This window comes from Sphingomonas sp. GW821-FHT10F09 (assembly GCF_058809195.1).
The window spans coordinates 1,305,075-1,329,882 of the sequence record NZ_JBXASI010000001.1; the positions used below are offsets into that span (position 1 = coordinate 1,305,075).

Annotated in this window: 25 protein-coding genes; 11 read left to right on the forward strand and 14 right to left on the reverse strand. The window is 67.9% G+C overall.

The window, feature by feature from the left end:
• The 4 genes from AC1RTO_RS06125 to dusB form a co-directional block, all read right to left on the reverse strand.
• Nucleotides 1-2,226, reverse strand: a complete 2,226-nt coding sequence (locus AC1RTO_RS06125; protein ID WP_493159964.1) for a sensor histidine kinase — start codon at nucleotides 2,224-2,226, stop codon at nucleotides 1-3.
• Between the two features lie 103 nt (nucleotides 2,227-2,329).
• Nucleotides 2,330-3,748 (reverse strand): nitrogen regulation protein NR(I), encoded by a 1,419-nt coding sequence (ntrC, locus tag AC1RTO_RS06130; RefSeq protein WP_493159965.1) that lies wholly within the window; start codon nucleotides 3,746-3,748, stop codon nucleotides 2,330-2,332.
• Nucleotides 3,745-4,785: a two-component system sensor histidine kinase NtrB gene (locus tag AC1RTO_RS06135; protein WP_493159966.1), complete on the reverse strand. Its 1,041-nt coding sequence runs from the start codon at nucleotides 4,783-4,785 to the stop codon at nucleotides 3,745-3,747. Before AC1RTO_RS06135 ends, ntrC begins: the two co-directional genes overlap by 4 nt.
• A gap of 7 nt (nucleotides 4,786-4,792) precedes the next feature.
• Complete coding sequence (dusB, locus tag AC1RTO_RS06140; protein ID WP_493159967.1) at nucleotides 4,793-5,803, reverse strand: tRNA dihydrouridine synthase DusB; 1,011 nt, start codon at nucleotides 5,801-5,803, stop codon at nucleotides 4,793-4,795.
• Nucleotides 5,804-5,884: 81 nt separating this feature from the next.
• On the opposite strand from dusB, the gene AC1RTO_RS06145 reads away from it, so the two are divergent.
• Genes AC1RTO_RS06145 through AC1RTO_RS06155 form a run of 3 tightly spaced genes read left to right on the forward strand, consistent with a single transcriptional unit; the run spans nucleotide 5,885 to nucleotide 8,024 of the window.
• Nucleotides 5,885-7,009: a bifunctional 2-C-methyl-D-erythritol 4-phosphate cytidylyltransferase/2-C-methyl-D-erythritol 2,4-cyclodiphosphate synthase gene (locus tag AC1RTO_RS06145; RefSeq protein WP_493159968.1), complete on the forward strand. Its 1,125-nt coding sequence runs from the start codon at nucleotides 5,885-5,887 to the stop codon at nucleotides 7,007-7,009.
• Nucleotides 7,006-7,524, forward strand: a complete 519-nt coding sequence (locus tag AC1RTO_RS06150; RefSeq protein ID WP_493159969.1) for a hypothetical protein — start codon at nucleotides 7,006-7,008, stop codon at nucleotides 7,522-7,524. Before AC1RTO_RS06145 ends, AC1RTO_RS06150 begins: the two co-directional genes overlap by 4 nt.
• A complete protein-coding gene (locus tag AC1RTO_RS06155; RefSeq protein ID WP_493159970.1) occupies nucleotides 7,521-8,024 on the forward strand; it encodes a CinA family protein in 504 nt (167 codons plus the stop codon). The genes AC1RTO_RS06150 and AC1RTO_RS06155 overlap by 4 nt, the downstream gene beginning before the upstream one ends.
• Here AC1RTO_RS06155 and AC1RTO_RS06160 read toward each other — a convergent pair.
• Together AC1RTO_RS06160 and lipA are read right to left on the reverse strand one after the other, a co-directional pair.
• A complete protein-coding gene (locus tag AC1RTO_RS06160; protein ID WP_493159971.1) occupies nucleotides 7,985-8,443 on the reverse strand; it encodes a type II toxin-antitoxin system RatA family toxin in 459 nt (152 codons plus the stop codon). The genes AC1RTO_RS06155 and AC1RTO_RS06160 overlap by 40 nt on opposite strands.
• Nucleotides 8,436-9,371 carry a lipoyl synthase gene (gene lipA, locus AC1RTO_RS06165; RefSeq protein WP_493159972.1) on the reverse strand — a complete coding sequence of 312 codons (936 nt, stop codon included), beginning with the start codon at nucleotides 9,369-9,371 and terminating at the stop codon, nucleotides 8,436-8,438. The genes AC1RTO_RS06160 and lipA overlap by 8 nt, the downstream gene beginning before the upstream one ends.
• Nucleotides 9,372-9,508: 137 nt before the next feature.
• Between lipA and AC1RTO_RS06170 the strand changes: the two genes are divergently transcribed.
• Nucleotides 9,509-10,141, forward strand: coding sequence for a carbonic anhydrase (locus AC1RTO_RS06170; RefSeq protein ID WP_293877584.1), 633 nt, complete (start codon nucleotides 9,509-9,511; stop codon nucleotides 10,139-10,141).
• Between the two features lie 42 nt (nucleotides 10,142-10,183).
• On the opposite strand, the gene AC1RTO_RS06175 is transcribed toward AC1RTO_RS06170, so the two are convergent.
• The 4 genes from AC1RTO_RS06175 to AC1RTO_RS06190 form a co-directional block, all read right to left on the reverse strand.
• Nucleotides 10,184-10,705 carry a GNAT family N-acetyltransferase gene (locus tag AC1RTO_RS06175; protein ID WP_493159973.1) on the reverse strand — a complete coding sequence of 174 codons (522 nt, stop codon included), beginning with the start codon at nucleotides 10,703-10,705 and terminating at the stop codon, nucleotides 10,184-10,186.
• Nucleotides 10,705-11,127 (reverse strand): nucleoside-diphosphate kinase, encoded by a 423-nt coding sequence (gene ndk / locus AC1RTO_RS06180; protein WP_293877669.1) that lies wholly within the window; start codon nucleotides 11,125-11,127, stop codon nucleotides 10,705-10,707. Before ndk ends, AC1RTO_RS06175 begins: the two co-directional genes overlap by 1 nt.
• A gap of 100 nt (nucleotides 11,128-11,227) precedes the next feature.
• Complete coding sequence (locus AC1RTO_RS06185) at nucleotides 11,228-11,668, reverse strand: DNA polymerase III subunit chi (protein WP_493160347.1); 441 nt, start codon at nucleotides 11,666-11,668, stop codon at nucleotides 11,228-11,230.
• Between the two features lie 42 nt (nucleotides 11,669-11,710).
• Nucleotides 11,711-13,183: a leucyl aminopeptidase gene (locus AC1RTO_RS06190; RefSeq protein WP_493159974.1), complete on the reverse strand. Its 1,473-nt coding sequence runs from the start codon at nucleotides 13,181-13,183 to the stop codon at nucleotides 11,711-11,713.
• A 158-nt stretch (nucleotides 13,184-13,341) separates the two neighbouring features.
• Here AC1RTO_RS06190 and AC1RTO_RS06195 point away from each other — a divergent pair, with 158 nt between their 5' ends.
• The 4 genes from AC1RTO_RS06195 (at nucleotide 13,342) to rsmA (ending at nucleotide 18,873) form a co-directional block, all read left to right on the forward strand.
• Complete coding sequence (locus tag AC1RTO_RS06195; RefSeq protein ID WP_493159975.1) at nucleotides 13,342-15,594, forward strand: LPS-assembly protein LptD; 2,253 nt, start codon at nucleotides 13,342-13,344, stop codon at nucleotides 15,592-15,594.
• A gap of 84 nt (nucleotides 15,595-15,678) precedes the next feature.
• Nucleotides 15,679-17,040, forward strand: a complete 1,362-nt coding sequence (locus tag AC1RTO_RS06200) for a peptidylprolyl isomerase (RefSeq protein WP_493159976.1) — start codon at nucleotides 15,679-15,681, stop codon at nucleotides 17,038-17,040.
• Nucleotide 17,041: 1 nt separating this feature from the next.
• A complete protein-coding gene (gene pdxA / locus AC1RTO_RS06205) occupies nucleotides 17,042-18,037 on the forward strand; it encodes a 4-hydroxythreonine-4-phosphate dehydrogenase PdxA (RefSeq protein WP_493159977.1) in 996 nt (331 codons plus the stop codon).
• Complete coding sequence (gene rsmA / locus AC1RTO_RS06210) at nucleotides 18,034-18,873, forward strand: 16S rRNA (adenine(1518)-N(6)/adenine(1519)-N(6))-dimethyltransferase RsmA (protein WP_493159978.1); 840 nt, start codon at nucleotides 18,034-18,036, stop codon at nucleotides 18,871-18,873. The genes pdxA and rsmA overlap by 4 nt, the downstream gene beginning before the upstream one ends.
• 51 nt (nucleotides 18,874-18,924) lie before the next feature.
• Here rsmA and AC1RTO_RS06215 read toward each other — a convergent pair whose 3' ends face one another.
• Genes AC1RTO_RS06215 through guaB form a run of 3 tightly spaced genes read right to left on the reverse strand, consistent with a single transcriptional unit; the run spans nucleotide 18,925 to nucleotide 22,097 of the window.
• Complete coding sequence (locus AC1RTO_RS06215) at nucleotides 18,925-19,437, reverse strand: tetratricopeptide repeat protein (protein WP_493159979.1); 513 nt, start codon at nucleotides 19,435-19,437, stop codon at nucleotides 18,925-18,927.
• A gap of 32 nt (nucleotides 19,438-19,469) precedes the next feature.
• Nucleotides 19,470-20,639, reverse strand: coding sequence for an RsmB/NOP family class I SAM-dependent RNA methyltransferase (locus AC1RTO_RS06220; protein WP_493159980.1), 1,170 nt, complete (start codon nucleotides 20,637-20,639; stop codon nucleotides 19,470-19,472).
• The gene (gene guaB / locus AC1RTO_RS06225) at nucleotides 20,640-22,097 is read right to left on the reverse strand and encodes an IMP dehydrogenase (protein ID WP_493159981.1); all 1,458 of its coding nucleotides are present in this window, start codon (nucleotides 22,095-22,097) and stop codon (nucleotides 20,640-20,642) included. It lies immediately after the preceding gene.
• Between the two features lie 146 nt (nucleotides 22,098-22,243).
• On the opposite strand from guaB, the gene AC1RTO_RS06230 reads away from it, so the two are divergent.
• Genes AC1RTO_RS06230 through AC1RTO_RS06240 form a run of 3 tightly spaced genes read left to right on the forward strand, consistent with a single transcriptional unit; the run spans nucleotide 22,244 to nucleotide 24,162 of the window.
• Nucleotides 22,244-23,215: an SPFH domain-containing protein gene (locus AC1RTO_RS06230; RefSeq protein WP_493159982.1), complete on the forward strand. Its 972-nt coding sequence runs from the start codon at nucleotides 22,244-22,246 to the stop codon at nucleotides 23,213-23,215.
• Nucleotides 23,212-23,664 carry an NfeD family protein gene (locus AC1RTO_RS06235; RefSeq protein ID WP_493159983.1) on the forward strand — a complete coding sequence of 151 codons (453 nt, stop codon included), beginning with the start codon at nucleotides 23,212-23,214 and terminating at the stop codon, nucleotides 23,662-23,664. The genes AC1RTO_RS06230 and AC1RTO_RS06235 overlap by 4 nt, the downstream gene beginning before the upstream one ends.
• 60 nt (nucleotides 23,665-23,724) lie before the next feature.
• A complete protein-coding gene (locus tag AC1RTO_RS06240; protein WP_493159984.1) occupies nucleotides 23,725-24,162 on the forward strand; it encodes an acyl-CoA thioesterase in 438 nt (145 codons plus the stop codon).
• Nucleotides 24,163-24,178: 16 nt separating this feature from the next.
• Here the strand turns inward: AC1RTO_RS06240 and AC1RTO_RS06245 are convergent, their stop codons facing one another.
• Nucleotides 24,179-24,796 (reverse strand): class I SAM-dependent methyltransferase, encoded by a 618-nt coding sequence (locus tag AC1RTO_RS06245; protein WP_493160348.1) that lies wholly within the window; start codon nucleotides 24,794-24,796, stop codon nucleotides 24,179-24,181.
• Nucleotides 24,797-24,808 lie beyond the last annotated feature (12 nt).

Sequence of the window (24,808 nt, forward strand, 5' to 3'; positions counted from 1 at the left end):
CTAATTCCGATTGCGTGTGAGTGCTGCGAGCTGGCCGTCCTCGGCAGGCTCGGGTGCCGCGGCGCCCTGGTCGAGGGTGGCGAGCGCGGCGGCATCGAAGGTCATGCGAACCACGGTGCCGCCACCGTCGCGGTCGGCGAAGGTCATGACGCCGTGATGATCCTCGACGATCTTCTTGACGATGGCGAGGCCGAGGCCGGTCCCCCTCGCCCGCGTCGTCATATAGGGTTCGACGATCCGGTCGCGGTCGGGCGGCAGGCCGACGCCGGTATCGGCGACCTCCACGATCGTCACGTCGCCGTCCTCGCGCACGGTCATGGTGACCGATCCCCATTCGCTGCCTTTGCTTTCGATCGCCTCGACCGCATTCTTGACGATGTTGGTGAACGCCTGGCTGAGCTGGCGGCGGTCGCAGACCAGCGCCGGCGCCGGGATCGTATGGTCGAGCTCGAAGCGCGTGCCGGGATGCGCGACCTCGTGCAGGAAGAGCGACTGGCGCGCGATCTCGACGAGCGATTCCTCGCGGAACACCGGTTTGGGCATGCGGGCGAAGGACGAGAATTCATCGACCATGCGGCGCAGGTCGCCGACCTGGCGAACGATCGTGTCGGTCAGGCGTGCGAACGTCGTGTCGTCGGCATCGACCTTGCTGCCGTAGCGGCGCTGGAGACGTTCGGCGGCGAGCTGGATCGGGGTGAGCGGATTCTTGATTTCATGCGCGATCCGGCGCGCGACGTCGGACCATGCCGCGCGGCGCTGGTCGAGCAGCTGCTGGGTGATATCGTCGAACGTCAGGATCGGCCCGGAATCGGTACGGGCGATACGCACCGCGAGCGTCCGCGGCTCGCCGTTGCGGACGACCTGAACGATCGCCTCGCGCTCGCGCCCCTGCACGAGATCGGCGAGTTCGGGCGCGATCGAGGTCAGCGGGTGGCCGACCAGCCCGTCGTCGCCCGATCCGATCAATTCGGTCGCCGAGCGGTTGGCGATCCGGACCGTGCCGTCCTCCGCGACCGCGATGACGCCTGCCGACACGCCCGCCATCACCGCCTCGATGAGCGCGCGGCGATTGTCGAGCTGATCGTTGGCGGTGACCAGTGCGCTGGTCTGCTCCTGCAGCCGCACGGTCATCTGGTTGAAGGCGTTGGCGAGGGTGCCGACCTCGTCCTTGCGCCGCGGATCGGGGACGCGCGCGGTAAGATCGCCCGTCGCCACCTTGCGCGCGGCGTGGACGAGTTCGGTGACCGGGCGGACGAGGCGATCGGCCACCGCCAGCGCCGCCCAGACGGCGATCGCGACGACGAACAGCGACGCGAGCAGCAGCGCCGCGTTGAACTTCAACTGGAGCGCGCGCGACCGGCTTTGCAGGCTCTGATAGTCGCGGATAATCGCGTCGCCGCGCCGGATCTGGCTGGCGAGCTGCGGATCGAAGATGCGCGCCGAATAGAGATAGGCGCCCTTGCCATAAGCAAGGGGCACGACCGCCCCAATCCGATCGCCGCTGCGGACGAGGACATAGGATCGGCCTGCATCGAGCGCGCGTTCCATCGCCGGCGTGACGATATTCTGCAGCGGCCGATCATAGGGGTTGAGGACGATCAGCGGATCGACCTCTCCCCGGCGGATGATCATGCCCTCCGACTGTTCGCGCCGATAGGTCTGGACGAGCAGCACTTGCTGGAAGACCTTGCTGTCGACCGCATGGATACGCAACTCGGCAGAAAGGTCGCCGCTCATCGCCTGCACCTGCGCGACGACCCGATCGGCCTCGCGCTGGTAATTCTCGCCGACCAACGTCCGCGCATTTTCCAGCATGCCGCTGGCGCGATCGGAGGACCAGAATTCCGTCCCGATCTGGAACAGCAGCGAGGCGAAGATTGTCACCAGCAGCGCCGGAACGGCGGCGATGATCGAGAAGATCGCCACCAGCCGGACGTGGAGCACGCCCTCCCCCCCGACCAGCGACGCGGCGGCGCGCCTGCGTGCGATCCGGCGGCCGACCAGCATCAGCAGGGCGATGCCCGGTACGAGGTTCGCGACGAGCAGCGCGGCGATCGACGGGGGCGACAGTGGCACCTGCGGCCGGTTGCTGCCGGCGATAATGAAATAGGTGGTCGCGGCGATCCCGATGGCCAATGCCACCACGAACGCTTCCACCGCGGGCGTGATGCGCAGCCGGCGTTCCAGTGGAGTGTCCGTCAGATCGGGCGTTGGTCCCGCGTTCATTGCGACTTACGTACAACGCGGATTGTTGCACGGAAACCACATAATTTGCCGTTGGCGATGGTTTGTGGTGACGGTCGGACGAGCGCCCCGCCCTATGCGCGCGTCATTCGTCGCCGCGGGCGCTGATCCCCAGCGTGTCGAGCCGCTTGCGCAAGGTGTTGCGATTGAGGCCCAAAGCACGCGCGGCGCGCAGCTGGTTGCCGCCATGGCGGGCGAGCATCGTCTCGATCAGCGGCCGTTCGACCTCGCCGATGACGCGGTCGTAGAGGCTGCCGTCCTCCAGCGCATCGGGGCGCTCGCGGGCGATCCTTTCGACGAGATGGCGGACGGCTTCGGCGATGCCGGGATCCGCCGCCTCCCCGCCCGCTGTGCCGGGGGCGCCGAGCAGGTCGCGGATCGTCGGCGCATCGATCAGTTCGTCGCGGGCGAGCACGGCGAGACGGCGCATGAGATTTTCGAGCTCGCGGACGTTGCCCGGCCAGTCGTGCGCGGCGAGCGAGGCCTGGGCTTCGTCGCTCAGCTGGCGCCGCGGCAAACCCTGCGACGCGGCGCTTTCGAGGAAATGCCGGGCGAGCAGCGGAATGTCCTGCCGCCGTTCGCGCAGCGCGGGCAGCGCGATGGGGACGACGTTAAGCCGGTAGAACAGGTCCTCGCGGAACTGCCCGGAACCGACCTGTTGCGTCAGGTCTCGGTTCGTGGCGGCGACGACGCGGACGTCGGCGCGCAGCGGGCGGGCGCCGCCGACCGTGGTGAACTCGCCCGACTGGAGCACGCGGAGCAGCCGCGTCTGCGCCTCCATCGGCATGTCGCCGATCTCGTCGAGAAACAGGGTGCCACCGGCCGCCTGTTCGAACCGCCCGGCATTGCGCACCGCCGCGCCGGTGAAGGCGCCGCGTTCGTGGCCGAACAATTCGGCCTCGATCAGTTCGCGCGGAATCGCGGCCATGTTAATCGCGACGAACGGCGCCGAACGGCGCGCGCCGAGATCGTGGATCGCGCGGGCGACGAGTTCCTTGCCAGTCCCCGATTCGCCCGAGATCAGCACGGTGAGGTCGTTGGACAGCACGCGCGCGATGATCCGGTAGACGTCCTGCATCGCGGGCGAGCGACCGATCAGCGGCAGCGCCGGGTCCTCCCCCGCCTCCGGTTGCGGCATCACGGCGCCCCGTGCGAGCGCGCCGGTGACCGCGCGGGTCAGGTCGTCGAGATCGAACGGCTTGGGCAGATATTCATAGGCGCCGACCTCCGCCGCGCGGACCGCGGTGGTCAGCGTGTTCTGGGCGGAAAGAATGATGATCGGCAGCTGCGGCAGGCGCTGGCCGATCTCCTTCACGCGTTCGATGCCGTCGCCGTCGGGAAGGATGACGTCGGTGACGAGCACGTCCGGCACCCGCGTCGCCAGCGCGCGGTCGAGCTGCTGGAGCGTCTCCGCCGTCTGCACCTCATGACCGGCACGGCGCAGCGCCTGCGCGACGACGGTCCGGATCGCGGCGTCGTCGTCGACCACCAGAATACGGGTCATGCGGCGACCGCCCGTGGCAGCAACAGGCGCAGGATCGTCATCTCGGGGCTTCCTTCGCGTGCGTATTGGACGATGCCGCCCATGTCGCGCATCAGCTTGTCGACCAGTGCGAGGCCAAGGCCCTGCCCCTCCGGCCGCCCCGATACGAACGGGTCGAACAGGTGATCGACGATGTCGGCGGGGGCGCCGGGGCCGTTGTCGATCACGCATATCTCGATCGGCAGCGGCACGCGCGGCTTGCCCGGGGCGGCGACGGACATGCCATGGCGATAGGCGGTGGTGATGAGGATACGCGGATTGCGTTCCAGTCGAGCTGCTTCGCGGGCGTTCTTCAACAGGTTGATGAGGATCTGGAGCAGCGCGTCGCGGTTGATCGCTGCGGGAGGCAGTGACGGGTCGAACCGCTCCTCGATCGCGACGCCGCGCGCGAAGCCGGCGAGCGCGAGCCGGCGGGCGTGGCCGATCAGGGGATAGATGTTCTCGGGCGCGACCTCCAGCGGGCGGGTGTCACTGAAATCCTGCATCCGGTCGATCAACGCGGCGATGCGATCGACTTCGGTGACGATCAGCGTGGTCAGTTCGCCCGCGCCGAGCAATTGTGCGGCACCGCGGATGCCGGACAGAGGGTTCTTGATCTCATGCGCCAGCATCGCCGCGGCCCCGCTCGCGGCGCGCGCGCTCGCACCCCGCGCGCTAGGGCCGAGGCCGCGCGTGCTGGCGGCGGTATGCAGCGTGATCGCGCGCCAGCCGGGATGATCGGGCACCACCGCCTCGACGAAATCGACGCGGATCTTGGGGCCGTGCGGGGTCGCGATCTCGGTATCGTAAAAGGCCATCCCCTGCCCCTCGCGCCGGTCGCCTGCGGCGGGCGGCGGCAGGATCGCGGCGAGCGGCTGGCCGAGCATCACCCGTTCCGACAGGTTGAGCAATTGCTCCGCCAGCGCGTTGGCATGCGCGATGCGGTCGTCGGGATCGACCACGACGACCGCCACGGGCAGCGCGGCGAACAGCTCGGCGAACCCCGGACGACCGGCCATAGTGCGGTCAGGCGGCTTGCTGAACGGGCGGCTGGTCGCGATACGGCGCGTAGAAATCGGCAAGCATGCGCTTGACCGTTCGCGCGTCCGGTTGCTGGTTCACCGCATTGCGGAACTCGGCCGAACCGGTCAGCCCCTTGGTGTACCAGCCGATATGCTTGCGCGCCATGTTGACGCCGGTAACGTCGCCATAATGGTCGAGCATCGCGTCATAATGTTCGACGATCACGCGATATTGCTCGTCGAGCGACGGATCGGGCCGGCGCGTGCCGGTCGCGAGATAGTCCATCACCTGGCCGAGTATCCACGGCCGGCCATAGGCACCCCGCCCGATCATGATGCCGTCCGCGCTCGACTGGTCGAGCGCGGCGACCGCGTCCTCGATCGTGCAGATGTCGCCGTTGGCGATGACCGGGATGCTGACCGCGTCCTTGACCGTGCGGATGAAGCGCCAGTCAGCGCTCCCCTTGTACATCTGGTTGCGGGTGCGGCCGTGAACGGTGATGAGCTGGACGCCGAGGTCCTGCGCGATGCGCGACAATTCCGGTGCGTTGAGGCTGTCGAGATCCCAGCCCATCCGCATCTTGAGCGTCACCGGCGCCTTCACCGCCTTCACGACGCTGTCGACCAGCTGCGCGGCGAGCTTGAGGTCGCGCATCAGCGCCGATCCGGCGTCGCCGTTGGTCACCTTGCGCACCGGGCAGCCCATGTTGATGTCGATGATCGCCGCGCCGCGATCCTCGGCAAGCTTCGCCGCCTCCGCCATCTCATAGGGCGTGCAGCCGACGAGCTGCATCGACACGGGCTCTTCGGAGAGATGCCACGCCGCCTTCTGGACCGACTGCCGCGTCTCGCGGATCGCCGCCTGACTGGCGATCATCTCCGTGACGTTGAGGCCGGAGCCATAGCGGCGCACCAGCGTCCGGAACGGCATGTCGGTGACGCCGGTCATCGGGGCCAGCACGACGGGGCTGTCGATCCGCACGGGACCGATCTGGATGGGCGTGAGGTGAGCCATGATCTGCCTGAAAATTGGGCAGACCCCTACCCGCTTCTCACCGCTCTGGCAAGGTTGGCATGGCTGCGCTAGGCGGCGGCGATGACGGATCGACCACGCACGGTGGCGCTGATCGTGGCGGCGGGCAGTGGCTCGCGCGCCGGCGGCGCGGTTCCCAAACAATATGCGCGTCTGGCGGGCAAGGCGCTGATCGCACATGCCTATGCGGCCTTCGCTGGACATCCTGCGGTGGACGAGGTGGTGGTGGTGATTGCCGAGAGTGCCGAGGACATGGCGACGGCCGCGCTGGGACCGGTGCGGACGGTGATCGGCGGCGCGACGCGACGCGAGTCGGTAGCGCACGGACTGGCGGCGATCGCGGCCGATCGCGTGCTCGTCCACGATGCCGCCCGCCCGTTCGTTCCCGCAGGCGTCATCGACCGGGTGCTGGCGGCGCTCGAGACGGATGACGGCGCGATGCCGGTGCTCGCCGTTGCCGATACGCTGGTGCGCGACGGAGCGGTCGTCCCGCGCGATGGCCTGTCGCGCGTGCAGACGCCGCAGGGGTTCCGTCTCGGCGCGCTGCGGGCGGCGCATGACGGCTGGCCGACGGGCGAGGAGGCGACCGACGACGCGCAGATGGTGCGACGGCTTGGCGGGACGATCGCTTTGGTGCAGGGCGATACGATGCTCGATAAAGTCACGCATCCCGACGATTTTGCCGCGGCCGAAGCCAGAGTGGCATGGGAGACGCGCAGCGCGTCCGGTTTCGACGTCCACCGGCTGGAGGTCGGCGAGGAATTGTGGCTGGGCGGCGTGCTGATCCCGCACGACAAGGGATTGTCGGGGCATAGCGACGCCGACGTCGGCCTTCACGCGCTGACCGATGCATTGCTCGGCACGATCGCTGCGGGCGATATCGGAACGCACTTCCCGCCCAGCGATCCGCAGTGGAAGGGCGCCGATTCCGCTCAATTTCTGCAGCATGCCGCCAGCCTGATCGCCGAGAAGGGCGGTCGGATCGATTTCGTCGATCTGACCCTGATCTGCGAGGCACCGAAGATCGGGCCGCATCGGGAGGCGATGCGCGCGCGGATCGGCGACCTGCTGGGGCTGAGCGCGGACCGGGTGAGCATCAAGGCGACGACGACCGAGCGGCTGGGCTTCACCGGCCGCGGCGAAGGCATTGCGGCACAGGCGGTCGCGACCGTGAGCCTGCCGCGATGAGGGCGCTGATCGCCGCCGTCGCGTTGCTCGCCAGCCCCGCGCAAGCGCAGACGCGGTGCATCACGACGCCCGAGGCGGAGGCGATGACCTTGGTCGCGCTGCCCGATATCGTCCAGCAGACCGGCATCGTCTGCGCGACGCGGCTGCCCCCGAGCAGCCTGTTGCGGCGGACCGACAGCGATTTCCTCGCCAAGTATCAGGACGCCGCCAACCGCGCGTGGCCGAACGCGCGGGCGGCGATCGTCAAGCTGTCCGATCCGATGATCGATTCGCTGCTCCAGTCCGAATTCGCACGCCCACTGCTGACCGCGGCGCTCGCGCCGGTGCTGGTCGGGCGGATCAATCCTGCCGATTGCGGTACCATCGACCGGTTCGTGACGCAGCTCGCACCGTTGCCGCCCGCGAACACCGCGGGCGTGATCGTCACCACATTGCGCTATTTCAAGGCGGAGAAGGCGAAGGGCAAGGCGATCAACGTCCCCGACCTGCCGCTGTGTGCGGAAGCGTTGCGATGACCGAGACGCTGCTGCCCCCCGAACTGCTTGCCGCCGCCGCGCATGTTGTCGAGGTGAACCGTGCCGCGGGGCGGACGATCGCGCTCGCCGAAAGCTGCACCGGTGGTCTCGTCGCGGCGGCGATCACCGAAATACCGGGATCGTCGGACGTGTTCGGGGCCGGCTTCGTCACCTATTCGAACGAAGCAAAGATGAAGCTGCTCAAGGTCAATTCCGACGTGCTGGAAACCTTCGGCGCCGTCTCGATCGCGGTGGCGTGGAGCATGGCGCAGGGTGCACTCGCCAACAGCGGGGCCGACGTCGCGGTCGCGATCACCGGCATCGCCGGGCCGGGCGGCGGATCGGAGAAGAAGCCGGTCGGCACGGTCGTATTCGCCCGCGCCGAAAAGGGCGGAGATCCTTCGGACGTCCATGCCGATCGCAAGATGTTCGGTGACCTCGGCCGCGGTGGCATCCGCCTTCAGGCGGCGCTGGTCGCGCTGGAACTGCTGTTGCCGTAAAGCACCTTGGCGCGATCCTCGAACGCGCCGATCATCCGGCGCAGCGCGACGCCGAACACCTGCCCGGCCAGCATCTCGAACATCCGGTTCTTGAACTGGAAATCGACCGCGAAATCGACCGCGCAGCCGCCTTCCTCGCTGCGGAAGCGCCAGTCGTTGTGCAAATATTTGAGCGGCCCGTCGATATATTCGACGTGGATGTGATCGGGCCGCGCCTTCTCCACCTTCGACGTGAAGGTTTCGCGCAGGCCCTTGAAGCCGACGATCATGTCGGCGAGCGTCGCGGTGTCGCTGTCCTGGCGCACGCGCATCGCGCTGACCCAGGGCAGGAACTCCGGATAGCGCTTCACGTCCGCGACCATGTCGAACATCTGCTCCGGCGTGTAGGGCAGATGGCGGGTTTCGGCGTGCTTAGGCACGGACGTCCTGCGTCTTGCCGAGCTTCGCCTCGCGGTTGGCGCGCATCTTCGCGAAATCGTCGCCGGCGTGATAGCTCGACCGGGTCAGCGGCGAGGATGCGACCAGCAGGAAGCCTTTGGCACGCGCGATCGCGGCATAGCTGTCGAACGCCTTGGGCGTGACGAATTCCTCGACCTTCGCATGACGCGGCGTCGGCTGGAGATACTGGCCCATCGTCAGGAAATCGATGTCGGCCGAGCGCATGTCGTCCATCACCTGATGCACCTCGAGCCGCTGTTCGCCCAGACCCAGCATCACGCCGGACTTGGTGAAGATCGACGGATCGAGCTTCTTGACGCTCTCCAGCAGGCGGATCGACGCATAGTACCGCGCGCCGGGACGGATCGTCGGATACAACCGCGGCACGGTTTCGAGATTGTGGTTGTAGACGTCCGGTCGCGCCGCAACGATCGCCTCGACCGCAGCCTCATGCTTGTTGCGGAAATCGGGGGTCAGGATCTCGATCGTCGTGCGCGGGTTGGACCGGCGGATCGCCTCGATCACCTTGACGAACTGCTTCGCCCCACCGTCGGGCAGGTCGTCGCGATCGACCGAGGTCACCACGATATGCTCCAGCCCCATCTGCGCCGCGGCGTCGGCGACGTTGTTGGGCTCCATCGGGTCGACCGCGCGCGGCATGCCCGTCTTGACGTTGCAGAAGGCGCAGGCGCGGGTGCAGGTGTCGCCCAGGATCATGACGGTCGCATGTTTCTTCGACCAGCATTCGCCGATGTTCGGGCAGGCGGCCTCCTCGCAGACCGTCGTCAGGCTTTTCAACCGCATCAGCTCGCGCGTCGCGGCAAAGCCGGCGCTGGTCGGCGCCTTCACGCGAATCCAGTCGGGCTTGCGCAGGCCTTCGGGGCGGGCGAGCGGCGTCATCTCGTTCATGGGCGCGAGATAGCGATTCCCCCTATTGTGAACAACCGTCATGAGTTTTGTGAGAAAGCTTTTCGCGCCGACATCAGCCGGCAACTCCATCGCCGACATGCGTTATGCACCCAAATCGACACGATTCTGGAGGACGCATGACCGATTTTTCCGACATGGTTAAGGGCTATGGCCGGTTCCGCGAGCAAAGCTGGATTGAACAGCGCGAGCGCTGGGAAGAGCTCGGCCGCGGCCAGAGCCCCAAGGTCATGGTGATCGCCTGTTCGGACAGCCGCGTCGACCCGATGCAGATTTTCGACGTGGCGCCGGGCGAGATCTTCGCGGTGCGCAACGTCGCCAATCTGGTGCCGCCCTATGAGACGTCGAAGGGCTATCACGGCGTCTCCGCGGCGATCGAATTCGCGGTGACGCAGCTCGAGGTGCCGGAAGTCGTCGTGCTCGGCCACGGCTCGTGCGGCGGTTGCGCAGCGGCGCTGTCCGGCGGGTTCGCCAATGCCGAGCATGGCGCAGGCGGGTTCATCTCCGACTGGGTCGGCCTGCTCGACGAAGCACGCGACAAGGTGAAGGCGGAGTTCGGCGACAGCCCCGAAGCGAAGACCGAGATGGAGCATGAGGCGGTGCGCGTCAGCCTCAAGAACCTCATGACCTTCCCGTTCGTCGCCGAGCGCGTCGAGGCCGGCTCGCTGAAGCTGCGCGGCGCCTATTTCGCGATCGCCGACGGCGTGCTGCACGTCATGGACGACGACGGCACGTTCAAGCCGGCCGCGTAACCCGTATCAGGCCCCTCTCTCCCGCGGAGGGAGGGGCATCGCCTACAGCGGCAAAGCGTAGATGAAGTCGTCGCACAGCGTCGCGCCGACCCGATATTGGCGGCGGCCGGCGATCACAAAGCCCTGCCGCTCGTAGAACGCCCTTGCCCGGGCATTGCGGCCAAGCACGCCGAGCAGCAACCGGCTCCGCCCCATTGCGCGGGCATCGCCGATCGCCCGTGTCATCAGCAGCTTGCCGAGACCGGTGCCCTGCGCCAGCGGCAGCGTATAGATACGGCGCAATTCGATATCGCCCGCGCCAACGGGGATCGGGAATTCCGGATCCGTCAGCAGCGTATAGCCGACCGGCGCTCCACCATCGGGATGTTCGGCGAGCGTCACGACGCTGTCGGGATCGATGCTCCAGGCGGCGAATTGCGCCGCCGAGCTATTGCGGGTGACGTGCGCGACGATGTCGGCGCCGGCCAATATACCCGCGAAGGTGTCGAGGAAGCTTGCCCCCGCCACCAGCGCGACCGCGGGCGCATCCGCAGGGGACGCACGCCGCAGCCGCCACATGGTCATCAGCCGACGATTTCGTTCGGCTGGAAGAAATAGGCGATCTCGATCTCGGCATTCTCGTCCGAATCCGAACCGTGGACGGTGTTCGCCTCGATCGATTCGGCGAGTTCCTTGCGGATCGTGCCGGGCTCTGCGTTCGCCGGGTTGGTCGCGCCCATGATGTCGCGGTTGCGCTGCATCGCATTCTCGCCCTCGAGCACCTGCACGACGACCGGACCCGAGATCATGAATTCGACGAGGTCGTTGAAGAACGGGCGCTCGCGATGCACGTCGTAGAAGCCCTCGGCCTGGTCGCGGGTCATCTGGATGCGCTTCGAAGCGACGACGCGCAGGCCGGCCTCCTCGAGCATCTTGGTGACCGCACCGGTCAGGTTGCGGCGGGTGGCATCGGGCTTGATGATCGAAAAGGTACGGTTCGCGGCCATGATGGTCACGGGCTCCTGTGGTTTTGTGGCAGGTTTTGAAGTGGCGCCGCCCTAGTCGGGGGTGACTGCCTTTGCAACCGGTTCGGACGGCGCGGCGCGCTCAGGCGGCTTGCTCCCAGCGGCCGGCGTCATTCTGTTTCCAGTAGCGGCGCTCGACGCCCTCGCGTGCGCCGAGGTCGCGCCATGCTTGACGCGCCGGTTGGATGTGGCTGTCTTCGAAGAAGTGGAAGGCGCGATCGAAATCGAGCGCTCCGTCGCGCCATTCGCCGTCAACCAGTGCGACGTGGCGGGCCTGATTGGCCGGGCGCACGTCCGGGGCGATGAGGATCGGCTGGAGCGCGTCGTCGCCGGCCCCGGCCTGCGCGTGCGGCAGGAAGCTGTCGGGGCGATAGGTCCACAACAGGCGGTCGAGGTCCGCGCGCTGCTCGTCGCGGGCGCTGACGATCAGCAGGCGCGCACCGCTCTCCACCACCTTCGCGGCGATCTGCGGCAGCGCGCGATCGAGCGGGGTGGCGGTGAGATGATAGAAGTCGACCTGCATGGCACCGTGGTAGCGCGCCATGCCGGTCGACTCCAGTGGCCGTCAGCCCTCGAAATGCTCGGCAATGACCCGGTCGAGCAGCTTGACGCCATAGCCCGTCGCGCCCTTGTCATAGGTCGCGCCCGGCTTGTCGCTCCACACCATGCCGGCGATGTCGAGGTGGGCCCATTGCACGCCCGCATCGACATAGCGCTGGATGAACTGCGCCGCGGTGATCGAGCCGGCGCCACGCGGGCCGACGTTCTTCATGTCGGCGATCGGGCTGTCGATCAGCTTGTTGTAGGTGTCCGACAGCGGGAAGCGCCACAATTTGTCGCCGGTCGCCAGGCCCGCGGCGAGCAGCTTGTCGGCGAGCGCATCGTCGTTCGCGAACAGGCCGCCATATTCGTTGCCGAGGCTGACGATCATTGCGCCGGTCAGCGTGGCGAGGTCGATGATCGTCTTCGGCCGGAACGTTTTCTGCGTCCAGGTGATCGCATCGGCGAGCACCAGCCGGCCCTCGGCATCGGTGTTGAGGATCTCGATCGTCTGGCCGGACATCGACGTCACGACATCACCTGGGCGCTGTGCATTGCCGTCGGGCATGTTCTCGACGAGGCCCATGACGCCGACGACGTTGACCTTCGCCTTGCGGCCGGCGAGCGCCTTCATCGTGCCGGCGACGGCACCGGCGCCGCCCATGTCCCACTTCATGTCCTCCATGCCCGCGCCCGGCTTCAGCGAGATACCGCCGGTGTCGAAGGTGACGCCCTTGCCGACCAGCGCCAGCGAGGGGTCGCCCTCGCCCGCCCCGTTCCACTTGAGCGCGAGGATGCGCGCCTCGCGCACCGAACCCTGGCTGACGCCGAGCAGCGCGCCCATGCCGTGGCGGGCCATCTCCGCCTCGTCGACGACCACGATCTCGAGGCCGAGGCCCTCGACGTCCTTGCGGACCTGCTCGACGAAGCTCTCCGGATAGAGGATGTTGGGCGGTGCCGCGACGAGGTTGCGGGTCAGCTCCAGCCCCTTGGTCAGCGCGTCCTGATCGGCCCATGCCGCATCGGCACCCTCGGGTGCGCCGACGATGGTGAACGAAGCGAGCGTCGCCTTCTGCTTCTCGGGCAAGGTGGTACGATACTGGTCGTACCGCCACGCGCGCTGGGCGGCGGCTCCGGCGAAGCGTGCCGCGGCCTTCGGTGTCGGGCTTGCCGCGGACAGATCGGCGGTCAGTTCGGTCGCCCCCGACCGCAGCAGCTTCGCGACCAGCGCGCCGCCCGCCTTCTCCCAGTCCGCCTCGCCGCCGGAGCCGACGCCGACCAGCAGTGCGTGCGACGCGCCGTCGCCCTCGGTCAGGAACAGCTCGACGATCGCGCCGGCCTCCCCGTCGAAACGGGCGGCACGGGCTGCGGCACTTGCCTGCGCCTGATGCCGTTCCCCGACGCCAGGCCAGCCGGCGCGGCCGGCGAGATCCTTTTCCACCGGCAGCGCGAGGATCGCGGGCGCGGTGGCGGCGGTGGGGGAAAAGGCGATGTGCATGAAACGGGACTTCCTGAACTGAAAGACAGGCAAGCGATCTAGGGTTCCGGGGGCCGAAGCACAACGATTGCGGCGGCGCGCCGGTGATGCGATAGGCGGGAAGAGTGGGGTGCCGTTCAGGGCGGCACCGGTCACGCCGAAAGGGTGTTCGAATCATCGTGTTGCGTTTCGACCTTCTGGCCGGCTGTGCGTCAGCGACGGCGATCGCCGCGGTTTTGTTCGCCATGCCCGCCGCGGCGCAGGATCTGCAGAACCGCCCGGTGGCACCGCCCGCGGCGAGCGATCCGGCGATCACCGCCCCGGCAGCCGACGATCAGGTGCAGTTCAGCGCCGGCAGCCTGGAATATGACACCAACACCGATATCGTCACCGCGCTGAGCGAGGTCCGCATGTTCCGGCAGGGCGACCGCCTGCGCGCAGACAAGGTCGTCTGGAACCGCAAAACGGGCCAGGTCGTCGCGACCGGCAATATCGCGGTGACCAACCCGCAGGGCGACGTCGCCTACGGCGATTCGATCGAGCTGACCGATTCGCTGAAGGACGGCATGGTCGACAACATGCTCGTCGTGCTCGAACAGGGCGGACGGATGGCGGCGGAGCGCGGCACGCGCCTGCCCGACGGGACGATGCAGCTCGACAAGGCTGCCTATACGCCGTGCGCGGTGTCGACGTCGGACGGCTGCCCCAAGGAACCGTCGTGGAAGATCACGGCGGTGCGCATCACCTATCGCCCGGAACGCGAGCGCGTCTTCTTCGGCGGCGGCCAGTTCCACCTGTTCGGGCTGCCCGCGCTGCCGCTGCCCGCCTTTTCGATGCCGGTCGGCAAGGGGTCGGAGAGCGGATTGCTCGCGCCCGATTTCCAGCTCGACCGGGTCAACGGGCTGGAGTTCGTGACGCCGTATTATTTCCGGCTGGCGCCCAACAAGGGGCTGACGCTGACCCCGCACATCTTCACCCGCGTGCTGCCGATGATGGAGGCGCGGTACGAGGCGCTCGGCACGCATGGCGCGTTCCGGGTCACCGCCTATGGCACCGAGAGCCGGCGGAGCGACGACCTCAACACGATCACGCCGACCGACACCGAACGTGCCTTCCGCGGCTATATCGACGGTATCGCCCGCTATCAGCTGTCGCCCTATTGGAGCATCAGCGGATCGGCCCGCATCGCCAGCGATCGCACCTTCCTGCGCCGCTACGACATCTCGCGCGACGACCGGCTGCGCACGACCGCGGCGCTGGAGCGGATCGATCCCAACACCTATTTCGCGCTGACCGGCTGGTACGTGCAGACGTTGCGGGTCAACGACCCGCAGGGCAACCAGCCGATCGCTCTGCCGCAGCTCGATTTCCGCAAACGGATCGATCTCGGCGGCGGCAAGTTGCAATTGCAGGCGAACACGCTGGCGATCACCCGGACGGCGGGTCAGGATACGCAGCGCGCCTTCGTAGCGGGACAATGGGATCTGCGCCGCCTGACCAATTGGGGCCAGGAGGTGACGCTGACCGCCTATGGTCGCGCCGACGCCTATAACACCAACGATTCGCTGCTGACCTCGATCGTCAGCTATCGCGGCAACGAGGGATTCCAGACACGCGCGATCGGCGCGCTGGCGGCCGACGTCAAATGGCCATTCATCGGGCAGTTCCTGGGCGGCACGCAGCGACTGACCCCGCGGGTCCAGATCGTCGCGTCGCCGAAGATCGCCAACCTCGACGTGCCGAACGAGGACGCGCGCGCGGTCGACCTCGAGGATTCGAACCTGTTCGCGCTCAATCGCTTCGCCGGCTACGACCGGTTCGAGGATAGCAGCCGCGTCACCTATGGCGCCGAATGGGCGCTGGCTCTGCCGGGCATGACGCTGGATACGGTGATCGGCCAGAGCTATCGCCTGTCGACGCGGCCGACGATCCTGCCCGACGGCACCGGGCTGAGCGATCGCTTTTCCGATTACGTCGGCCGCACGACGTTGCGGGTGCGCGACTTCGTCTCCCTCACCCACCGCTATCGCCTCGACAAGGACGGGTTCGCGGTTCGCCGTAACGAGATCGACGCCACGGTCGGCTCGCGCTCCACCTATATCCTGGCGGGCTATCTCCGGCTCAACCGCAACATCTTCCCCGCCTTCGAGGATCTGCAGGATCGCGAGGAGGCGCGCGTCGCCGGACGGGTACAGTTCGCGCGCTTCTGGTCGGTGTTCGGCTCCGCGGTGTTCGACCTCACCGACCGCAGCGAGGACCCGCTGTCGCTGTCCGACGGGTTCGATCCGATCCGCCACCGGCTGGGCGTGCAATATGAGGACGATTGCATCCGGCTGGGTGCGACGTGGCGCCGCGATTACCAGGACACCGGCGACGCGCGCTCGGGTAACAGCTTCCTGTTGACGCTGGCGTTGACCAATCTCGGTCGCTAAGCCGCAGTTCAGCTGGATCGGGGCAAGACCGGGACAAGAGGGCGCTCCGTCGTGCGCGCCCGAGCTTTGGGGTAACGGAACAACGTGACGCACAACATTCGACGCAACGCCCGCATCGCACGCCTGTCGGGCTGGGTCGCCTTGGCGGCTTTCGGCACCGGTGCGGTGGCGCAGACGGTGCGCGACAACCAGGTCCCGGAAACCAACCTCAACATCCCCACCAACCTTCAGATCTTCGGCAAACTCGATCCCAACGTCCGCAAGCCGACCGCGATCGTCAACGATACGGTCATCACCGGCACCGACGTCGACCAGCGGCTGGCGCTCACCGTGTTCAACAACGGCGGCCGCGCGCCGGCGCCCGAGCAGATGGACGAGTTCAAGCTCCAGATCCTGCGTCAGCTGATCGACGAGACGCTGCAGATCCAGGAGGCGAAGACCGCCGACGTCACGATCTCGGCGGCCGAGCTCGACCAGAGCGAGGCGGGTCTCGCCAAGCGGTTCAACATGACCGTGCCGCAGCTGCGCGTCGCCCTGCGCAAGGCGGGATCGTCCGAGCGTTCGCTGCGCCGCGCGATCGAGGGCGAGCTGGTCTGGAGCCGCTATCTGCGCAAGAAGATCGAGCCGTTCGTCAATGTCGGCGAGGAGGAGGTCACCGCGATCCAGAAGCGGATCGAGGCGTCGCGCGGGACCGAAGAGTACAACCTTCGCGAAATCTACCTGAGTGCCAACGATGGCAACCGGGCGGAGGTGTTCGCCAAGGCCAAGCAGATCATTGGTGAGATCCAGAAGGCGCAGCAGCCGTTCGAACTGTTCGCGCGCAATTATTCCGAAGCCTCGACGCGCGGCGTCGGTGGCGATCTCGGCTGGATCCGGCTGGTGACGCTGCCGCAGCCGCTCGCCGATGCGGCGACGCAGATGCAGGTCGGCCAGGTCGCGGGTCCGATCGAGACGCCGGGCGGCTTTTCGATCCTGTACCTCACCGACAAGCGCACCATCGGTGCCGCCGATCCGCGCGACGCCAAGCTCAGCCTGAAGCAGCTGACCGTGCAATTCCCCGCCGGCACGACGCAGGCGCAGGCACAGGCGCGCGCCGCGACCTTCGCCAAGACGGTCCAGTCGATCCAGGGCTGCGGCACGGTGGAAAAGGTCGCCGCGACGATCAATGCCGAGGTGGTCGACAACGATTCGATCCGCATCCGCGATCTGCCGGTGCCGTTGCAGGAGATCATGGTGAAGCTGCAGGTCGGCCAGTCGACCCCGCCGTTCGGTTCGCCGACCGAGGGCGTCCGCGCGCTGGTGCTGTGCGGCCGCGACGATCCGCAGCAATCGGCGGTGCCGGGCGCCGCGCAGATCCAGGGACAGCTCGAACAGCAGCGCGTTAATCTGCGCGCGCAGAGCAAGCTGCGCGATCTGCGTCGCGACGCGGTGATCGAGTATCGCTGACATGAGCCTCGCCGCCCCGCTCGCGATCCCGATGGGCGATCCCGCCGGGATCGGGCCCGAGATCATCGCCAAGAGCTGGGCGGTGCGGACGCTGCGCAGCCTGCCGCCCTTCGCCTTGGTGGGCGATATCGATGTGGTGACACGGGTGTGGAGCGGGCCGGTCGAGGCGGTCGACAGCCTCGATGACGCGGGTGCGGTGTTCGACCGCGCCCTGCCCGTCCTCAGCGTGACGGATGCCGGCGCGGTGACGCCCGGCGAGCCGGACATCCACGGCGCACGCGCGGCGTTGCAGGCGCTCGAACGGTCGATCGATCTCGTCCGCTCGGGGGCGGCCCATGCGCTGGTGACCGGACCGGTGTCGAAGGCGCAGCTCTATGGCATCGGCTTCAACCAGCCGGGCCAGACTGAGTTCGTCGCCGAACGCTGCGGCGTGGCGGCGGAGGATGCGGTGATGATGCTCGCGGGGCCGTCACTGCGTGTGGTGCCGATCACCGCGCACGTGCCGCTGGCACAGGTGTCGTCGCTGCTGTCGATCGAGCTGATCGTCGCGAAGGGTCGCGCGACCGCATCGGGCCTGCGCCGCGATTTCGGCATCGCCGCGCCGCGCCTCGCCTTCGCCGGCCTCAACCCGCACGCCGGCGAGGGTGGTGCGATCGGCCGGGAAGAGATCGACCTGATCGCGCCCGCGATCGCCCAGCTCCGCGCCGAGGGCATCGACGCGACCGGCCCCTTCGCCGCCGACACGCTGTTCCATGCCCGCGCGCGGGCCGGCTATGATGCGGTGCTGTGCTGCTATCACGACCAGGCGCTCGTCCCGATCAAGACGCTGCACTTCGACGAGGGCGTCAATATCACGCTGGGCCTGCCGATCGTGCGCACGTCGCCCGATCACGGCACCGCCTTCGGCATCGCCGGCCAGGATCGGGCCCACCCCGGCGCGATGATCGCGGCGATCGCGATGGCGGGTCAGGCGGCGGACCGCCGCGCCGCGGCATGAGCGTGGCTCCCGTGGGCGGCGCGCTGCCGCCGCTGCGCGAGGTGATCGCGAAACACGGACTCAACGCCAGCAAGGCGCTGGGGCAGAACTTCCTGTTCGACGGGCAGCTGCTGGCACGGATCGCGGCGGTGCCGGGCGATCTGCATGGCGCCGAGGTGCTGGAGGTGGGACCGGGGCCCGGCGGGCTGACCCGCGCGCTGCTGGCGGCGGGGGCGCAGGTGACCGCGATCGAACGCGACCGGCGCTGCATCCCCGCTCTCGCGGAACTGGGCGATGCCTATCCCGGCAAGCTCCACGTCATCGAGGGCGACGCGCTCGCTGTGGACGCGCCGGCGCTGTTTTCGGGGCGACCGCATATCGTGTCGAACCTGCCCTATAACGTCGGCACCGCATTGCTCGTCGGCTGGCTGACGTCGTCATGGCAGCCGTGGTGGCAATCCTGCACGCTGATGTTCCAGAAGGAGGTCGCGGATCGGATCGTCGCCTCCGCCGGAGACGATGCCTATGGCCGGCTGGCGGTGCTGAGCCAGTGGCGCTCGTCGGCCCGGATCGCGATGCCGGTGCACCGTTCGGCCTTCACGCCGCCGCCGAAGGTGATGTCGGCGGTGGTCCATATCGTGCCGGGCGAGGCGCCGGAGGGCGTCGACGTGCGGGTGCTGGAGCGGATCACCGCCGCAGCCTTCGGCCAACGCCGCAAGATGCTGCGCCAGAGCCTGAAGGGGGTGCCGGGCGCGCTCGACGCTTTGGCGCGGATCGGGGTGGATGCGACGCGGCGAGCGGAAACGGTCAGCGTCGCCGAATTCGTCGCCCTGGCGCGCGACGTGGGGCATCGATAGGCGACCGGCTGTATCGGACGCTCGTTCCTGAGAACGCCGATGAGGCGACCGCTATTCCTTCACGACCGGCTTCGTCTCCGGCGCCTTCGTGTCGGCTTGCGCGGTCGTGACCGGCGGCCCCTTGGCGATCACCGCCGCCAGCTGGTTCGCCTCGGGGCAACCCGCCTTGCAGAGCGTGCGGATCTTGGCGAGATTGCCTTTGGCGACTGCGACGGCACCCTTGGCGACCAGCGCTTCGCCCTGCCCGCGCAAAGCGGCCACGTCGTTCGGCTCCAGCGTCAGCGCCTCGCGATAGAGGCGGATCGCCTTGCCGGGCAGGCCGCGGGTCTCCGCCACCTCGGCGAGCGTGACGAACGCCTGACGGTTGCGCGGATCGACCGCCAGCGCGGTTTCGAGCAGGTCGGTCGCGCCATCGAGATTGCCCGCCGCACGCGCGGCACGCCCCTCCGCCAGCAGTTGCAGCGAGCGGGCATCGATCTGGGTGTCGGGTCGCTGGCCGCTCAACGAGGTGGAGACGCATACCAGCGTCAGTGCTGCGGCGATGGCGACGGACGTAACGCGCATGAAGGTCTCCACTCGGGGCATCGCAGCGAGGATTAGCAGGGCCTTATCAGGCGCGCGACAAAAAAGCCGTCGGTGCCGTGGTGCAGCGGATCGAGGCGTAGGCCCTGCCCCCGCGCATTGCCTGCGGGCAAGTCGAGCGGTTCGGCGACCCAGCCGGGGTGGTCGGCGAGGAACGCATCCACCTGCTCCGCCCCCTCGGCATCGAGCAGCGAGCAGACGATATAGATCAGCACGCCGCCAGGGCGGACCAGCGGCGCGCCGATGGCCAGCACATGGCGCTGCTGTGCGACGAACCGGGTTAGCCGGTCGGGGGTGAGCCGCCACCGCGCCTCGGGATTGCGGCGCCACGTGCCGGTGCCCGAACAGGGCGCATCGATCAGCACGCAATCGGCGAGCGCATTCCAGTCGCTCAACGCATCGGCTTCGCGCTGGGGATCGAGCAGTCGCGTCTCGACGATCGTGACGCCGGCGCGGGCCGCCCGCGGCGCCAGCCGGGACAGTCGGCCGCGATCGATATCGGCGGCAAGGATGCGTCCCTCGTTCGCCATCGCTGCGGCGAGCGCGAGCGTCTTGCCGCCGCCGCCGGCGCACAGGTCGACGACCGCTTGACCGGGTACGGCGCGGGCGGCGAGGCTGACGATCTGGCTGCCGGCGTCCTGTACCTCGATTTGCCCGGCGAGCGGATCGACATTGGTCCCGGACGGCAGCCGGAGCGCATCGGCAAGGCCGGCGATGGCGACACCGCCGAGTGCCTCGATCGCCGCCGTGTCGGCCGCCAGCCGGTTGATGCGGACGTCGAGCGGTGCGCGCTCGATCAGCGCCGCCTGCTGATCGGGGGCGATGTCCGACCGGCCGAGCGCCTCTGCGAGCCATGCGGGCACGACCCCGCCGGCGGCGATCGCTTCGTCCGGCGCGATCGGCGCCGGGCCATGGGTGGACCCGTCGAAGGTCGTCGCGACGTCACCATCGTCGGCGGCGACCGAGAGCATCGCGGCCCGACCCGACGCGGGTATCTCGCCGGCGCGCCGGATCGCGGCATAGACCAGTTCGCGCACGGCGCGCCGGTCCTTCGATCCGGCATAGCGCCGCGTCGCGAAATAGCGCGCGATCAGCGTGTCGGCCGCGGCCCCGCCCCCGCGGGCGGCCGCAATCACCTCGTCGAGCAGTTCGATCGCAGCCTGCGTGCGCGCGGCGGGCGTCACCTAGCGGGTCGGATAATTGGGGGCTTCGCGCGTGATCGTCACGTCGTGGACGTGGCTTTCCTTGAGGCCGGCACCGGTGATCTGGACGAACTGCGCGCGGCTCTGGAGATCGGGGATGGTCGCCGATCCGGTATAGCCCATCGCCGCCTTGATACCGCCGACCAGCTGGTGGATCACGTCCTTGGCAGGGCCCTTATAGGCGACCTGCCCCTCGATCCCCTCCGGCACCAGCTTCATCTGATCCTTGATATCGCCCTGGAAATAGCGATCCGCCGAACCGCGACCCATCGCGCCGACCGAGCCCATGCCGCGATAGGATTTGTAGGCGCGGCCCTGATACAGGAACGTCTCGCCCGGCGCCTCTTCGGTGCCGGCGAGCAGCGAGCCGACCATGCAGGTCGATGCGCCCGCGGCCAGGGCCTTGGCGAGATCGCCCGAAGTACGCAGCCCGCCGTCGGCGATGACCGGAACGCCATGCTTCGCCGCAGCCTCGGCGCAGTCCATCACCGCGGTCAGCTGCGGCACGCCGACGCCGGCGACGACACGGGTGGTGCAGATCGATCCGGGGCCGATACCGACCTTGATCCCGTCCGCCCCTGCATCGATCAGCGCACGCGTCGCCTCGCCGGTCGCGACGTTGCCGGCGACGACCTGCACCGAATTGCTGAGCTTCTTGACCCGCTCGACCGCCCTTGCGACATCGCGGTTGTGGCCGTGCGCGGTATCGATGACGATCAGGTCGCATTCGGCATCGACCAGCGCCTCGGTCCGCTCGAACCCCTTGTCGCCGACCGTCGTCGCCGATGCGACGCGCAGGCGGCCGGCGGCATCCTTGGTCGCGGTGGGATAGGTCACCGCCTTCTCGATATCCTTGACGGTGATGAGACCGACGCAGCGATAGGCATCGTCGACGACCAGCAGTTTCTCGATCCGGCGCTGGTGGAGCAGCACGCGCGCCTCCTCCTGCCCGACGTCGGTCGAGACGGTGGCGAGATCATCGTGCGTCATCAGTTCTGCGACCGGCTGCTTGGGGTTGCCGGCGAAGCGGACGTCGCGGTTGGTGAGGATGCCGACCAGCTTGCCGTCGCTCTCCACCACCGGGATGCCACTGATCTTGTGATGCGCCATCAGCGCCTGCGCCTCGGCCAGAGTCGCGGTCGGCGCGATCGTGATCGGGTTGACCACCATGCCCGACTCGAAGCGCTTGACCTGACGCACCGCGGCGACCTGCTCCTCGATTGACAGGTTGCGATGCAGCACGCCGATGCCACCCAGCTGCGCCATCACGATCGCCATGTCCGCCTCGGTAACGGTGTCCATGGCCGAGGAAAGGATGGGGATATTCAGCGCGATGCCGCGCGTCAGCTGCGTGCGCGTGTCGGCGGTGCTCGGCAGGATGTCGGACTCGGCTGGTACGAGCAGGACGTCGTCGAAGGTGAGGCCGAGCCGGATATTCAAGTTGCCGTTCCTCGTGGGAGGGGAGAAGTGGCGGGCCATGTAACCGCAGTGCGGCGCGAGCGCTAGAGGGCGGACGCGCTGTGTCGGCGCTGCGGGTGTGCTATGCACCCATGACGGCACGGGGGAATCGTGCCGGCGGAGGCCATATGGGTATCACGATCGCTGCATTCGCCTTGCTTCTGGTGCTGTTCTACCTGTTCACCAGCATCAAGATCGTCCGGCAGGGCTATCAATATACGATCGAGCATTTCGGCCGCTACACCACCACCGCGAGTCCGGGCTTCAACTTCTACCCCGCCTTCTTCTATCGCGTCGGCCGCAAGGTGAACATGATGGAGCAGGTGATCGACATCCCGGGTCAGGAGATCATCACCAAGGACAATGCGATCGTCTCCACCGACGGCGTCGTCTTCTTCCAGGTGCTCGATGCGCCCAAGGCCGCCTATGAGGTGTCGGACCTGTATGTCGCGCTGCTCCAGCTGACGACGACGAACCTGCGCACGGTGATGGGGTCGATGGACCTCGACGAGACGCTGTCGAAGCGTGACGAGATCAACGCGCGGCTGCTGTCGGTGGTCGATCACGCGACGGTGCCGTGGGGCGTCAAGATCACCCGCGTCGAGATCAAGGACATCCGCCCGCCTGCCGACATCGTCACCGCGATGGGCCGCCAGATGAAGGCGGAGCGCGAGAAGCGCGCCAACATCCTAGAGGCCGAGGGCACGCGCGCGTCGGAGATCCTGCGCGCCGAGGGCCAGAAGCAGGCGCGCATTCTCGAATCGGAAGGGCGCAAGGAATCCGCCTTCCGCGATTCGGAAGCGCGCGAGCGTGCCGCCGAGGCGGAGGCCAAGGCGACGCTGGTCGTGTCCGAGGCGATCGAGCGCGGCGGTACGCAGGCGATCAACTATTTCATCGCGCAGAAGTACGTCGAGGCGATCGGCAAGTTCGCGACCAGCCCCAATGCCAAGACGATCCTCTTCCCGGTCGAGGCGACGCAGTTGATCGGCACGTTGGGCGGGATCGGCGAACTCGCCAAGGACGCGCTCGGCAAGGCCCCTGCCCCGTCGTCGCCCAAGCCGGACGCGAAGCGCGGGCCGTTCGAGCTGCCGCAGACGTGACGCTGGATGCGATCGGCGGGGCGGGCGGTGCGTGGCTGATCGCCGCGCTGGCGCTCGGCATCGCCGAACTGCTGATCCCCGGCGTCTTTGCGGTGTTCCTCGCCATCGCTGCTGCGGTGGTGGGGCTGGCGGTGCTGGTGGTACCGGATATGCCGGTGGAGGCGCAGATCGCCGCCTTTGCGGTGTGGAGCGTGGTGACGGTAGCGGTCGGCCGGCGCTGGTACGTCGACTTTCCCGTCGCCAGCAGCGATCCGCAGCTCAACGACCGGGCAGCGCGAATGATCGGCCAGACCGTCGTCGTCGATGTCGCGATCGATGCGAACGGTGGCCGGGTGCGGATCGGCGACGGGTCCTGGCCCGCCGATGGCCCGGCCGCCGCGGCTGGCGACCGCGTGCGGATTGTCGCGGTGCGCGGCGGGCTGGTCGTGGTCGAGCCGATCGACGGCTAAATGATTTCTATCGCCGCTTGGCAGGTGCCAGACGACGCCCGACATGCTATATTGCATGGTGTGACGCAGAGTATCCCCCACCAATATCCGATCGGCATCGATCCGGCCGACATCGACTTCATGGGGCACGTCAACAACGCCAGCTATCTGAAGTGGGTGCAGGATGCGGTGGTCAGCCACTGGCAGAAGCTGGCGCCGGCCGAGGCAGTGACGGCGCACCTCTGGGTCGCGCTGAAGCATGAAATCACCTATCGCAAGCCGACCTTCCTCGGCGACGACGTGATCGCGACGGTGCTGCTCGAGAAGGTGCAGGGCGCGCGCGCCTTCTACGACACCGTCATCCGCCGTGGCGAAGAGGTGCTCGCCGAGGTCAAGTCGAGCTGGTGCTGCCTCGATGCGGAAACGCTGAAGCCGGCACGGCTGGCACGCGATATCGTCGAGCAATTCTTCCAGCGGGGCGACGGGCCGATGCCGGCGACTGGGCTGGTCGACCGCTGAGGCTGTACCGCGTCGATCAGTAGACCACGGCCTTGCACGCATAACCGTTCCACAGGATTTCCGTCTCCCCGCGGCGATTATGACGATCTGCCAGCCCGGCGATTTCCATTCCCATATCGCCCCGCGGCCTCACCCCGAACCGGTTGAGCCAGGCGAGGAATGATCTCCGCCAGACCAGCGGCCATCCGGACTGGGTACCGAAATCGACGATCGTCATGCGGCCGGTGTCGGCGGTGATCGCCAGACCCTGCGCCAGCGCCGCGCGCCATGGCGGGATCATCGACAGCGTGTAACTGAACAGAACGCGATCGAACCGCGCCGATCCGAATAGCGCAACCGCGTCGAACCCGGCCGCATCGCCCTGCGCGAGCATGATCCGGTCCGACAACCCGGCCGCCGCAATCTTCGCGCGTGCGGTTGCGAGCATCGCTTCGGAGATGTCAAGGCCGTAAAAGCGCGCCTCCGGCCACGCCCGTGCCGCGCGGATCAGGTTGCGGCCGGTGCCGCAGCCGATCTCCAGCACCGTATCGCCGCGACGCACGTCCAGCTCGTCGATCAGGCGATCGCGACCGAACAGATAATATTTGCGGGTGAGATCGTAGATATGACGCTGCACGCCATAGATGCGGTCCATGCGGGCGGCGTG